This window comes from Streptomyces sp. DG1A-41, assembly GCF_037055355.1.
Taxonomy (GTDB): domain Bacteria; phylum Actinomycetota; class Actinomycetes; order Streptomycetales; family Streptomycetaceae; genus Streptomyces.
In genome coordinates, this window is sequence record NZ_CP146350.1 from 5645271 (window position 1) to 5659212 (window position 13942).

Annotated in this window: 5 protein-coding genes and 3 pseudogenes; 7 read left to right on the forward strand and 1 reads right to left on the reverse strand. The window is 72.2% G+C overall.

Features of this window, described 5'->3' with window-relative positions:
* Positions 1 to 74 precede the first annotated feature (74 nt).
* Complete coding sequence (locus V8690_RS26555) at positions 75 to 2564, forward strand: protein kinase (RefSeq protein ID WP_338782594.1); 2490 nt, start codon at positions 75 to 77, stop codon at positions 2562 to 2564.
* Positions 2565 to 2779: 215 nt separating this feature from the next.
* Positions 2780 to 4380, forward strand: a pseudogene (locus V8690_RS26560) (serine/threonine-protein kinase).
* A gap of 117 nt (positions 4381 to 4497) precedes the next feature.
* On the opposite strand, the gene V8690_RS26565 reads toward V8690_RS26560, so the two are convergent.
* Positions 4498 to 4911, reverse strand: coding sequence for a hypothetical protein (locus tag V8690_RS26565; protein WP_338782595.1), 414 nt, complete (start codon positions 4909 to 4911; stop codon positions 4498 to 4500).
* Positions 4912 to 5570: 659 nt separating this feature from the next.
* On the opposite strand from V8690_RS26565, the gene V8690_RS26570 reads away from it, so the two are divergent.
* The 5 genes and pseudogenes from V8690_RS26570 to V8690_RS26590 all read left to right on the forward strand — a co-directional run bounded on the left by V8690_RS26570 (position 5571) and on the right by V8690_RS26590 (position 13881).
* Positions 5571 to 6770 carry a serine/threonine-protein kinase gene (locus tag V8690_RS26570; protein WP_338782596.1) on the forward strand — a complete coding sequence of 400 codons (1200 nt, stop codon included), beginning with the start codon at positions 5571 to 5573 and terminating at the stop codon, positions 6768 to 6770.
* Between the two features lie 128 nt (positions 6771 to 6898).
* Positions 6899 to 8542, forward strand: coding sequence for a serine/threonine-protein kinase (locus V8690_RS26575; RefSeq protein ID WP_338782597.1), 1644 nt, complete (start codon positions 6899 to 6901; stop codon positions 8540 to 8542).
* Positions 8543 to 8603: 61 nt separating this feature from the next.
* Positions 8604 to 10312 (forward strand): annotated as a pseudogene (locus V8690_RS26580) (serine/threonine-protein kinase).
* A gap of 137 nt (positions 10313 to 10449) precedes the next feature.
* Positions 10450 to 12078: a succinic semialdehyde dehydrogenase gene (locus V8690_RS26585; protein WP_338782598.1), complete on the forward strand. Its 1629-nt coding sequence runs from the start codon at positions 10450 to 10452 to the stop codon at positions 12076 to 12078.
* Between the two features lie 17 nt (positions 12079 to 12095).
* Positions 12096 to 13881 (forward strand): annotated as a pseudogene (locus tag V8690_RS26590) (GMC family oxidoreductase).
* The last annotated feature ends 61 nt before the right edge of the window (positions 13882 to 13942 follow it).

Below are 13942 nucleotides of genomic sequence, written 5' to 3' on the forward strand. Positions count from 1 at the left end.
TTGCGGACCGTGCGCAGCCGGAACGGACCGTGGGGCGAACGGATGTGACCGACCAGGCTGCCGGGGGAGGCAACGTGGACGACTATGCGGGACGGGTGCTCGCCGACCGCTACCGCCTGCCGCTGCCGCCGTCCGACGAGTACGAACTCACCGAGTCCCGGGCCTTCGACACCTACAGCGGACAGGAAGTCCTGGTCAGGCAGGTGCCGTTGCCGGAGGTGGTCGAGGCGGAGGTCCTCGACGCGGAGGGGCTGCCCGACGGCTTCACGGCACGTGACGGTGGCGCGCGCAGGCCCGGCGCCCGTCCGGGCACCCGGCGGCCCACGGATCCGGTGGTACGGCGCGCCGTCGAGGCCGCGCAGGCCGCGGCGGCGATTCCCGACCATCCCCGACTCGACCAGGTCTTCGACGTGTTCGCCGAGGGCGGCTCGCTGTGGATCGTCAGCGAACTGGTGGCGGCGCGTCCGCTGGCGGCGCTGCTCGCCGAGAAGCCGCTGACGCCGTACCGGGCGGCCGAGGTGGCCTCCGACGTCCTCATGGCGCTACGGGTGCTGCATGCCCATGGCTGGGTGCACCGGAACATCACCGCGCGGACGGTCCTCGTCTGCGACGACGGACGGGTGATGCTGACCGGGCTGGCGGTGGGCGCGGCGGAGGAGGCGCTGTGCGGGTACGACCCCGTTCCGGCCCCGGTTTTGGACGAGCCCGGCCAGGAGGCCGGCGGTTCCGGGCTGGTCGATGGCGCCGGCGGCCCGGGAGGCATCGGCGGCGCGGCCGATCCCGAGGCCTCGCGGCGTGCCGCCATAGAGGCTCGGGAGGCCCGGGGGCTGCCGACGGCCGGAGCCGGTCCGGGGAGCGGGGGCTCGGCCGTACCGGCCCACCGGAGCGTGGAGGACAGCGAGGACCCGAGGGCCGCGCGAGCCGGGGCGATCGCGGCCTACCGGGCGGGTGCCCGGGCCGCCGCCCGGGTCCAGGAAACGCAGAACGGCCGGGCGGCACTGCCGGGCGCCCGGTCCGCCCCGGACCGCGGGCCCGGGCCGCACGGCGACGGCTCGGCGCAGTCGCCGTACGTCCCCGGGCAGAGCACAGGGGCCGGTGCGGCCCCGCCGGGGCAGATAGCCGACCCCTACGGCGTGGGCGGCGCCCCCCGCACGACCGCCTGGCACGGTGCCACGCCCCGCGGCGGAACGGGCAGCGCGTCCTCGCCGCAGGGACACGAGCAGACGGCTCTCCCCCCGGCCTCGGACCCCGCTGCCCCCAGCGAGCCCACCCGGTGGGACGACCTGGTCGCCCACACCCCCGCACCCCGGCGCGGTCCGGCCACGGCCCTGGCCGCCGAGCGGGCGCGGCAGGCGCGGATGGCCGTGGTGGGGCCCGTGACGGAGCGCTGGGCGCCGGAGCAGGCCGGACCCGTTCACGAGAACTGGCAGTTGGCCGCGCCGATCGGCCCCGCCACCGACCTGTGGGCGCTCGGCGCGCTGCTCTTCAGGGCCGTGCAGGGGCATGCGCCCTACCCGGAGGAGTCGACGGCCGAGCTGGTGCAGATGGTGTGCGCGGAACCGCCCGCCTACGCCGAGGAGTGCGGGCCGCTCCGGCCGGTGGTCGAGTCGCTGCTGCGTCAGGACCCGACCGAGCGCCTCGACTTCGAGGAACTGCGCGGCTGGCTGCGCTCGCTCGTGCGCTCGGCGCCCGAGCCGGAGGCCGGTGTGCACGTCGTCGCGGCGCCGCCCGCCGACGCGAGCCGGCTGCCCGTCGTACGCCGCCGGGGCGAGCTCGTGCGCAGGCGGCGGGCCGGGCTGCCCGCGCACCACGGGCGCCACAAGCGGGCCAGGAAGGAGTCGCGGTCGCCGCACCGCCTCGGCCGCACCCTGCTCGTGCTCGTGCTGCTCGCGATGGCCGCCGCGATCGCCTACGCCATGCTCTTCATGCCCAAGTCGCAGACCGACGGCGCGCGGGGCACGGACCGCACCGGTGCCGCCGGTGAGGTCAGCCGGGCGCCCGAGCCCGACGCCAGCGGCGAGCCCCGGCCCGACCAGGCGTCGCCCGAGCCGGAGAAGAGCCCCTCGACGTCGGCCGGTTCCACGCAGACGCAGACCACCGGCCCCGAGGTCGCCGACGGCTTCACCCTGCGCAAGGACTCGGCGGGCTTCCAGGTCGCCGTCGCCAAGGGCTGGGACCGCACCCCGGGGAACGGCAGCGGCCAGGTCGTCTACGCGAAGGGCGACTTCGAGCTCATCGTCGTACCGGGCCGGGACAGCGCGTCGGAGTACGGCAGCGATCCGATGGCCTACCAGCGGGAGGAGGAGCGCGAATTGCAGCCGTACCGCGACTCCAGCTGGGCCACCTCCACGGGGCTGAAGACGATCGAGGTCGGCGGGCGGACCATGGCCGAGGGGCAGTTCACCTGGACCGGCGACGACGGGGGCGAGCTGTATGTGCGCAACCTCGCGATGCTGGTCGACGGGCGGTACCACGTGGTCCAGGTACGCGGCCCGGAGTCCGAACGGGACGAGGTGACGCGGCTGTACGAGCAGGCGGCGGCGACCTACAAGGCGACGAAGTGAGGTCCGTGCCTGCTGCGCCCGAAACGTCCTGAAACACACCCTGAGCAACGCCCTGAACCGTTCGCCGTACGCCGGACTTCACCCCACGGTCCCCTCCTGTCCCGGATGGCGACAACCGTCACAGTGCGGTCACCGTGGTACCCCGCTTGTTCCCTGGGGAAGGGCGGGTCCTTACGCTGACCCTGTCAAGACCATTGCGGGGCAACGTGAATCAGATGCAGGGCCTGCTCGTCGCGGGCCGCTACCGGCTTGCCGACTCCATCGGCAGTGGCGGCATGGGCCGGGTATGGCGCGCACATGACGAAGTGCTGCACCGGTCCGTCGCCATCAAGGAGCTGACGGCTGCCCTCTACGTCTCCGAGAGCGAGCAGGCCATCCTGCTGGCGCGCACCCGGGCCGAGGCCAGGGCCGCCGCGCGGATCAACCACTCCGCGGTCGTCACGGTGCACGACGTGCTGGAGCACGACGGCCGCCCGTGGATCGTGATGGAGCTGGTCGAGGGCCGCTCCCTGGCCGACGCGGTCAAGGAGGAAGGGCGCGTCGAGCCGCGCGAGGCGGCGCGCATCGGCATGTGGGTGCTGCGGGCCCTGCGCGCCGCGCACACCGCCGGCGTCCTGCACCGCGACGTCAAGCCGGGCAATGTCCTCCTCGCCCGGGACGGACGTGTGCTGCTCACCGACTTCGGCATCGCACAGATCGAGGGCGACACCACCATCACCCGGACCGGAGAGGTCGTCGGCTCGGTCGACTATCTGGCGCCCGAGCGCGTACGCGGCCACGACCCCGGCGCGTCCTCCGACCTGTGGGCGCTCGGCGCGACGCTCTACACGGCGGTGGAGGGCCGGTCGCCGTTCCGCCGCACCACACCGCTGACCACCATGCAGGCCGTGGTCGAGGAGGAAGCCGCCGAGCCTCAGCACGCGGGTCCGCTCACGCCCGTCATCACCGCCCTGCTGCGCAAGGACCCGGCCACCCGGCCCGACGCGTCCGAAGCCGAGCAGATGCTCGCCGAGGCGGCGGAGGGACGGCGCCCGAGCGCGGCACACGTGTACGTGCCGACGCGGCACGGGTCGTACGGACATCAGGGGCCCCACGAGCAGCCGCGGACCGGTGTCACCAGGCCGCACCAGACCACCGTCACCCAGGTCGGCCCGTCCGCCGCGCCCCCGAAAGGGGGGCGCCGTCTGCGAACGGCCGCCCTCGTCGTCGCCCTTGCCGCGGTCATCGGTGCGGGAGCCGCGGTCGTGCTGCAGCAATTCGGCACGGCCGGCCCGGCAACTCCGCCTCTGCGTCGACTCCGAGCGCCAGTGCCACGCCGAGTGACGAGGGCGGTCAGGGGGTGGTTCCAGCCGGTTGGGTGCGGCGCCACGACCCGGTGGGCTTCAGCATCCCCCTGCCCAAGGGGTGGAAGCGGTCCGTCTCCATCGACCAGGACGGCCTCCAGCAGGTCGACTACTCGCCCGACAAGGGCAAGCACCTCGTGCGGGTCGCCGTCGACACCGCACCGGACTTCAGCACCTCTTACGAGCACATGAGCAACCTGGAACAGCGGGTCTCACGGCTGCAGGACTACAAGCGTCTGCGCCTCAAGGAGGAGCTTTTCCGCGATCAGCCGGGCGCCCGCTGGGAGTACACGTGGAACGCGCTGGCCAAGGACGCGCCGCACTACTTCCCGGGGCCCTACCGTGCGATCGACGTCGGGTACATGGACGGTGACGGCACCGAGTACTCCATCTACGCGGCCTCACCGACCGACGACTGGGCCACCACCAGGAAGCAGTTCGACTGGATCCTGCGGGGCTTCCAGGAGGGTTGATCGAGAACGTCGTGACCTACGGACGACGACCTCACGGAAGGCGGCCGCGTATCGGCCCAACCGGACATGGCGTGGGCCGATACGTCGTCGCGATGACATTGGTTGTCGCGCCGAGGCTCAGGCCCAGTCCGTGCAAGAACGGACGATCTTGGTTCCTTCCCTGACCGCCACCTGCGCGCCGATGGAGTCGAGATCATCGCCGGAGGGGTTTGCGTATGTGGTGAAGGAGGTAGTCGATCCGTTTCCGTCGTATTCGGTACGCCAGGGCCAGTCCGTCACCCATCCGGTGTAGTGGTCAATGGATCTGAATCTGATGGCCACATGGTGACCGTCGGCAGCGGTGTCCTTGACCCAACCGCTGATGTCCACGTAGTCGGATGTCCAGTTGGTGAACGTCATGCTCCCCGAGGCGCCGGTCACCGAGCACGCGGCTCCGCCACTCGCCGCGTTGGCATTGGTCACTGTGGTCGTGGCGAATATCGCCACCGCTGCGACGCTCGTGACTGAAAAGCGCTTCCATGTGTTTCCCATAAGGAGAAGGTAAGACTTCCATGATTCACATGACAGCATGATTCCAGCCACCCGTTTTGTCTTATATGGGGCACATGTCCTGCTAATTGTCGTGCTTTGTAGCCGTTTTCAAGACTATGTGGCTGAAAATGATCGCCCCCAGGGGTTGTCGCCGCGGTGAGCCGCTGCATCGCTGTGTGGCCGTCCGGCCCGACCTGGTCAAACCCAGCGCCGACGGCCTGCGGGACTCACCGTGGGTGAGTTCTGCAGGCTTGCGTTCGATGCCGGTGGTCATCCAGGGGTCGCCGCCCTGGCAGGCGGAGTTCGGCCAGGATGGGGACGCCCCTGGCGCTCTCAGATGCCCGTAATCCGGTGGGTGCGGGCAGGGTCAGGTCGTGAGTGCGGCCGCAACGCGGGTGAGAGCCACAGCAGTCGGCCGACCGGATCGGTTGGCTCGGACAGGGGCCCATCGGCGACCTGACGCTCGAACGGCCGAATGCGTTCCTCGACACGAGCGTTGAGGCGCCGTTCCATCGCGGTGGCCTCGTCGATCCGATCCAGCATGGTCCGCGCCAAGGCCTGAGCGCGCAGGAGTGTGCCATCGACTGTCTTGGGGCGGCGGCATACTTGGCCGGTCGCCGCCCCGGAAGGCGTGCGTCCCCTGCGGCATCATGGGGCGTATGGGGACCGAGGCAGGCGGCCGTGTCGTCGCGGGCCGTTACCGGCTGGAGGAGAGGCTCGGGCGTGGCGGCATGGGTGTCGTCTGGCGGGCCACCGACCAGTTGCTCGGCCGGCAGGTCGCCGTCAAGGAACTCCCCGTCGATGAGACCCTCTCCGCCGCCCAGGCCCGGCGGCGGCGCGACGGCGTCCTGCGCGAGGCCCGCGCGGTCGCCCAGCTGAGCCATCCGCACGTCATCGTCGTCCACGACGTCGTCGAGGAGGACGAACGCCCCTACATGGTCATGGAACTGGTCGAAGGCGGCTCGCTCGCCGACCGCATCGCCACCGGCGGCCCGGTCGACGCCGCCGAGGCCGCCCGCATCGGCATCGCCCTGCTCGGCGCGCTGAGCACCGCGCACGCGGCCGGTGTGCTGCACCGGGACGTGAAGCCGTCGAACGTGCTGATAGCCGAGGACGGCCGGGTCGTCCTCACCGACTTCGGCATCGCCCAGGTGGCGGGCGCCCCCACGCTCACTGAGAACGGTTCCTTCGTCGGCTCGCCCGAGTACACCGCGCCCGAGCGGATGTCCGGGGCCCGGACCGGGCCCGAGTCCGACCTGTGGTCGCTGGGCGCGCTGCTGTGTGCGGCCCTCAGCGGCGAGTCGCCGTTCCACCGCGACTCGCTGGGCGGCGTCCTGCACGCGGTCGTCGTCGGCGACATACGCCCGCCCGCGCAGGCCGTGCCGCTCCTGCCCGTCGTACAAGGTTTGCTGGACCGCGATCCGGACCGGCGGCTGGACGCGGACCGGGCGGAGCGGATGCTGCGGGCGTTCCGCGAGACGGGCAGGACGCCGCAGGCGCCGCCGCCCGGGTACGCGCCGGCGGTGCGGGGTGCCGCGCACGGACGGCCGCGGGACAACGCCGAGCGGCAACCGCCGCCGTCGACGGACATGCCCGGCCCGGATGAGCAGCACGAGCAGATGCTCCGGCAGCCCACGCGCCGGGTGCTGGTGGCCGCGCTGCTGGTCGCCGCGATGGCCGGGGCGGGTGTGTCGGCGGCGGCACTGCTCATGGACGAGGGCGGCGGGAACGGCGGCCGTACGCCGAAGAGTTCCGCGCCGAAGACGCCTTCGGCCGGCCCGTCCTCCCACGGCACGCGCGCTCCGAGCACTCCTGCGGCCACCAGCGCCACCACCGCCGCCGCCTCGCCCTCGCCCTGACACGGCGTGCGGCCGATGAGCCCCGTACCGGCATGAAGAGGAGATAAGCCCCGGACCGCGTCACGGGTCTGTGACCGGGACGCGTCCGTGCTGGATACGTAGGCGCTGGGCGCGATATGGATGACCTCATGAGCAACAACGGGGGAGCCCGATCCGGGGCCGACGAGCCAACGAGTTTCGCTCTGCAACCACCGAGTCCACCGAATCCGCCGGCGCCGGTACCGGGCAACCCGTACGCGACGCCCACCCAGGTCGTGCCGCCCCAGTCAGCGGCAGCGGTCCAGGATGCAGGTGTCGGGCGACTCATCGCCGGGCGTTACCGGCTGATCGCCAAGCTCGGGCACGGCGGCATGGGCACGGTGTGGCGCGCCAAGGACGAGACGGTGGACCGGGAAGTCGCCGTCAAGGAGCCTCGCGTTCCTGAGTATCTTCCCGAACGCGAACGTGTCAACGCCTTCGAGCGGATGCGCCGCGAGGCACGTGCCGCGGCCCGGCTCGACCACCCGGCGGTGGTCGACGTCCACGACGTCGCGGTCGTGGACGGGCAGCCGTGGATCGTGATGGAGCTCGTGCAGGGCCGTTCGCTGGGCGACGCGCTCCAGGAGGGCACCCTGTCCGCGCGCGAGGCCGCCCGGCTCGGCCTGGAGGTGCTCGGCGCGCTGGAGGCCGCGCACGCGGCGGGCATCCTGCACCGCGACGTGAAACCGGACAACGTGCTGCTGGGCCGGTACGACCGGGTCGTCCTCACCGACTTCGGCATCGCGCAGATCGAGGGCGAGAGCGACCTGACCGACACCGGCGGCTTCGTCGGCTCGCCCGAGTACATCGCGCCGGAGCGGGTGCTGGGCCAGCGCCCGGGCCCGGCCAGCGACCTGTGGTCCCTGGGCGTGGTGCTGTACGCGGCGACGGAGGGCGTCTCGCCGTTCCGCCGCAGCAACACCGCCGCCACACTCCAGTCCGTCCTCAACGCCACGCCCGCGCCGCCCGCCTCGGCCCGGGGCCCGCTCGCCGAGGCCATCACGGGCCTGCTGCACAAGGACCCGGCCCGCCGCCCGGACGCCGCCCGGGTGCGAGCCCTGCTGGAGGCCGCCGCGAACCCGCCGGCCGTCCAGGCCACGCAGGCCGTCCGGGTCGCGGGCGGTGGGGGCCGAAGACTCCGGCTCGGCCGCACGGCGTGGCTCGGACTCGGTGCGGCGGTCGTCGCGGCGGCGGTGACGGCGTACCTGGTGCTCGCGAACCCGTTCGCCGGGCCGTTGCCCGAGGGCTGGACGACACGCCAGGAGAAGGACCTCGCCGCGTCTCTGGGCGTCCCCGACGCCTACCAGCGGACCGTGCCCGACCGGGAGTCGGACCGGGGGCACTGGGTCACGTACACCGACTGGAGCGGCAGCATCTGGATCGGCCTGACCCTCGACGAGAAGGCGGAGGACACCGGCAGTACGATCGCGGGCTCCGCCGCCGCCGAGATGTACGACGACGACAGCGGGTTCAAGGACAGCGGCAGCTACAGCCTGGACATGCCGAAGAACCCGAAGACGGAGCCCAAGGAGACCACGTACAGGGGCGGGAAGGCCGCCGAGAACACCGTCATCTACGAGACCGACGACAGCGACAACCCCCGCCCCCGCGAGCTCAGGATCTTCTACTACAAGACCTCCGGCGGCGACATGTACAAGCTCACCGTCAGCTACCCGGGCAAGGGCGACTTCACCGATCGCGGGCGCGAGGTGGCCGAGACGGCCATCGCGAACCTGGACATCGACGGGACCTGAACCGGTGTCCGGCCACTGACACGCGTCGACAAGCGGCCGCCTCGCGGGGTACTGATGGGGCATGAGCAACGACGGGGGCGGGACGGGCGCCCAGGGCCGGTCGGTCGGTGGGCGGTACCGGCTGATGGAGCGCATCGGCTCCGGCGGAATGGGCACCGTCTGGCGGGCCTACGACGAGCTCGTGCAGCGTGAAGTCGCCGTGAAGCAGCCCCGGTTGCCGGGCGACCCGGAGGACGAGGGCCACCGGCGTGCGGCCCACCGGCTCTACCGCGAGGCCCGCGCCGCCGCCCGAGTCGACCACCCCGCCGCCGTCACCATCCACGACGTGGTTGTCGAGCCGGAGCGGCAGCCGGACGCAGGCGGCGGGCGGATCGATCGCCACCGGCCGGTCGGGCGCGACGGGCTGAACGCGGTCGACGCGGTGCTCGACGGACTCCCCTGGATCGTCATGGAGCTGGTGCGGGGCGAGTCCCTGCACGAGGTGCTCCGGCGCGGTCCGGTCGACGCGCGCGAAGCCGCCCGGATCGGCCTCGCCGTCCTCGGTGCCCTGCGCGCCGCGCACTCCGTCGGCATCGTGCACCGGGACGTGAAACCGGCCAATGTGCTGCTGGGCCCGCACCAGCGCGTGGTCCTCACCGACTTCGGCATCGCCCATGTGCAGGGCGGGGAGTCGCTCACGGCCGACGGGGAGTTCATCGGCTCGCTGGAGTTCGTCGCCCCCGAGCGGATGTCCGGCCGCATCGCCGGGCCCGCCTCCGACCTGTGGTCCCTGGGCGTACTGCTGTACGCCGCCGTCGAGGGGGCGTCCCCGTTCCGCCGGACCACGCCGGAGGCCACGCTCGCCGCGATCCTCGCCGCCGACCCGCCCGAACCGAAGCAGGCCGGACCCCTGGGGCCGCTGATCGCACGACTGCTGGTCCAGGACCCCGAACAGCGGCCGGACGCCGAGGAGGTCGCGAAGGCGCTCGAGGCGGCGGCCGGGCCGGCAGCGGCCGAGGTGCCCGAAGAGGCTCTGGAGGCCGAGCGCATACAGGAGTTCACGGAGGACGCCGGCACGCTACGGCCCGAGGAGGCCGCCGAGCCGCGGGGCTCCTCGCCGGAGATTGCCGAGCCGCGGGACTCAGCCGAATCGCCGGAGACTGCCGAACCGCCCGAGACCGGCCCCGCAAGGCGGCAGGACCCCGCACCCCCCAATCGTCAGAGCCTCCTCCGCCCCGCCCCCATCGCCCTCCTGGGCGCGCTGCTCGCCGGCGCCATAGGGGCCGCCACCCACCTCGGCGACACCAGCAGCGCCGAGACCGCCGAACAGGGCGCCGACGCGACCGAGACCTGGACCCCCCATCGCGATCCGGACCTGGCGGCCGTACTCCATCTCCCGCGCCACTACCGCGAACTCGACCGGACCGGCAGCGCGACCGACCAGCCCCGCACGGTGCTCTACGGCGACGAACAGGGCGGCACCGTCCAGGTCCGCCTCCTGCTCTGGGACCGGGCCCCGGGCTCTCCGATGGAGCAGGCGCAGAACGCCCCTGTCGTGCGGGGGACACGCAGTACACCCGCACCAGCGTCCAGGGTTACGAGGCCGCCCTCGCCGACACCGCCTACAACCTGGACGAGGACCCCAGGCGGGTCATGCGGGTGATGATCCGCACCGACGACGACCGCATGTACGAACTGCGCGTCGACATGCCCAAGGGCACGCCCGAAGAGCAGGAGGGCACCTCGGTGTTCAAGGGCGCCCGGGACCGGCTCGGAATCGTAAAAGGCTGAATCACACCAACTCGTCGCCGCACAACACCCTGATCAGGGCGTTCGTTGCCAGCAGCCACTGGCGCCTTGTGTGCACTCGGTGAAGCGGTATTACCGACGGGTACCCAAAGGCTCCGCCGGGGCATACCCTGCGCCTCATGACGGACGCGCACGCCCCGGAGAAGCCCGGCACGGCACAGGCCGGCACGAACCCCCTCGCCCCCGCCCCGGAGGGCGCCCGCACCGCCGCCGACGTGGTGACCCCCGAGCTGGTCGCCCAGCTCACCAAGGGCGTGGCCGGTTCCGGCCGGACCGCCAACCACACGCCGTTCACCGGTGAGAAGCTGGCCGACCTCCCCGAGTCGACGCCCGAGGACGTGGCGAAGGCCTTCGAACTGGCCCGCGCCGCCCAGGCCGTGTGGGCGCAGACCCCGGTACGGCAGCGCGCCGCCGTCCTGCTGCGCTTCCACGACCTGATGCTGGAGCGCCAGGCCGAGGTGCTCGACCTGATCCAGCTGGAGACCGGCAAGGCCCGGCTGCACGCCCACGAGGAGGTCCAGGCCGTCGCGGTCGCCGCCCGGCACTACGGCCGCAAGGCCCCCGCCTACCTCCGCCCGAAGCGGCACGCCGGCGCCATGCCGACCCTGACGAAGGTCACCGAACTGCGCCACCCGCGCGGCGTCGTGGGTCAGATAGCCCCCTGGAACTACCCCCTGGAGCTGTCGGTCGGCGACGCGCTGCCGGCCTTCGTCGCGGGCAACGCGGTCGTCATGAAGCCGGACACCGAGACCTGCCTGACCGCCCTGTGGGCCCGCGACCTGCTCATCGAGGCGGGCCTGCCCGCCGGCGTCTTCCAGGTCGTCCTCGGCGACGGCCCGGTCATCGGCCCGGAGGTCGTCCGGCACGCCGACTACGTCTCCTTCACCGGCTCCACCCGCACCGGCCGCGAGGTCGCCCAGGGCGCCGCCGCCCGGCTGGTCGGCGCCTCCCTCGAACTCGGCGGCAAGAACGCCATGCTGGTGCTGGAGGACGCCGACGTCGAGAAGGCGGCGGCCGGAGCGGTCCGCGCCTGCTTCTCCTCGGCCGGCCAGCTGTGCATCTCCATCGAGCGGCTCTACGTCCACGAGTCGATCGCGGACGCCTTCCTGGAGCGCTTCGCCGCCCGCACGAAGGCCATGCGCCTCGGCACCTCCCTGGCGTACGGCGCCGACATGGGTTCCCTGGTCGGCGAACGCCAGCTGGAGACCGTCACGCGGCACGTGGAGGAGGCGGTCGCCAAGGGCGCGAAGCTCGTCGCGGGCGGTGTGGCGCGGCCGGACATCGGCCCCTACTTCTTCGAGCCCACGATCCTCGACGGGGTCGGGACGGACATGTCCGTCTGTACGGAGGAGACGTTCGGCCCGGTCGTCTCGGTCTACCGCTTCACGAGCGAGGACGAGGTGATCGAGCGCGCCAACGCCACGGCGTACGGCCTGAACTCCTCGGTGTGGACGAAGAACGGCCGACGCGGCCAGGAGGTCGCGGCCCGCCTGCGCACCGGCACGGTCAACATCAACGAGGGCTACGCCCCCGCCTACGGCAGCGTCCAGTCGCCCATGGGCGGCATGAAGGACTCCGGCCTCGGCCGCCGCCACGGCTCCGAGGGCATCCTCAAGTACACCGAGGCCCAGACGGTCGCCCACCAGCGCGTGCTCCCGATGGCGCCCGCGCTGGGGATGGACGACGAGCAGTACGCCCAGTTCATGAGCAGGAGCCTCCGCCTGATGAAGGCATTCCGGTTCCGGTGATTCAGCGAGGAGCACACGTGCCTCAGGACGCTTACGACTACGACGTCATCGTGGTCGGCTCCGGCTTCGGCGGCTCCGTGACCGCCCTGCGCCTCACGGAAAAGGGCTACAAGGTAGGCGTCCTGGAAGGCCAGGCGCTTCACCCGCGAGTCCCTCCCCAAGAACTCCTGGGACCTCAAGAACTACCTCTGGGCGCCGAAACTCGGCATGTACGGCATCCAGCGCATCCACCTCCTGGGCAACGTCATGGTCCTGGCGGGTGCGGGCGTGGGCGGGGGCTCCCTCAACTACGCCAACACCCTCTACGTCCCGCCCAAGCCGTTCTTCGAGGACTCGCAGTGGCGGGACATCACGGACTGGCAGGAGGAGCTGAAGCCGTACTACGACCAGGCCCGGCGCATGCTCGGCGTCCGGCTGAACCCGACCATGACCCCGTCCGACGTGCACCTGAAGGCCGCTGCGGAGCGCATGGGCTGCGGCGACTCCTTCCACCTCGCCCCCGTCGGCGTCTTCTTCGGCGACGGTGAGGACGCCGACGGCACGGTGAAGGCGAAGCCGGGCGAGGAGGTGCCCGACCCGTACTTCGGCGGGGCGGGGCCGGCCCGCAGGGCCTGCGCGGAGTGCGGTGAGTGCATGACCGGCTGCCGCCACGGCGCGAAGAACACCCTCAACGAGAACTACCTGTACCTCGCCGAGAAGGCCGGCACGGTCGTGCACCCCCTGACGACGGTCGTCTCGGTCACCGACGACTCGCGCGGCGGGTACGCGGTCGCCACCCTCCCCACCGACGACCGCCGCAAGGCCAAGGGCCGGACCTACACGGCCCGCCGGGTCGTCCTCGCCGCCGGCACGTACGGCACCCAGACGCTGCTGCACCGCATGAAGGCCGGCGGCCAGCTGCCGTACATATCGGATAAGTTGGGCGGGCTGACCCGCACCAACTCCGAGGCCCTGGTCGGCGCCCAGACCGACGACCGGCGCTACCGCAAGGCGCACGGCGCGCCGAAGGCCGACTTCACGCGGGGCGTGGCCATCACGTCCTCGATCCACCCGGACGAGAACACCCACATCGAGCCGGTCCGCTACGGCAAGGGCTCCAACTCGATGGGCAGCCTGTCGATCCTCCAGGTCCCGTACGCCGGGAACAACTCGGGCACCTCGCGGGTCCTGGGCTTCCTCGCCCACGCGGCGAAACACCCCTTGCTGGTGCTGCGCTCGCTGTCCAACCGCCGCTGGTCGGAGCGGACCATCATCGGCCTGGTGATGCAGTCGCTGGACAACTCCCTGACGACGTACCTGAAACCGTCGGGTGTCGGCCGCGGCCTGCTCACCGCCCGCCAGGGCCACGGCGCCCCCAACCCGAAGCAGATCAAGGCGGCCACGGAGAGCGCCTCGGCACTCGCCGCCGAGATCAACGGCTTCGCGGGCTCGAACGTCGGCGAACTGATGGGCACCCCGCTCACGGCCCACTTCCTGGGCGGCTGCCCGATCGGCGCCTCCCGCGAGACCGGCGTGATCGACCCGTACCACCGCCTCTACGGCCACCCGGGCATCTCGGTGGTCGACGGTGCCGCGGTCTCCGCCAACCTGGGTGTCAACCCGTCCCTGACCATCACCGCCCAGGCCGAGCGGGCGATGTCGTTCTGGCCCAACAAGGGCGAGCCCGACCCGCGGCCGCAGCAGGGCGCGGCCTACGAGCGACTCCAGCCGGTCGAGCCGAAGTCCCCGGCGGTCCCGGCGGAGGCGTTCGGCGCGCTGCGGCTGCCGTTCCTGGGCATGCCGGCCGTGCCGCCGAAGAACTGACCGGCAGCGGACAGCGGAAGAGGGACCTGCACCCCCCTCCGAGCGCAGGTCCCTCTTCTGC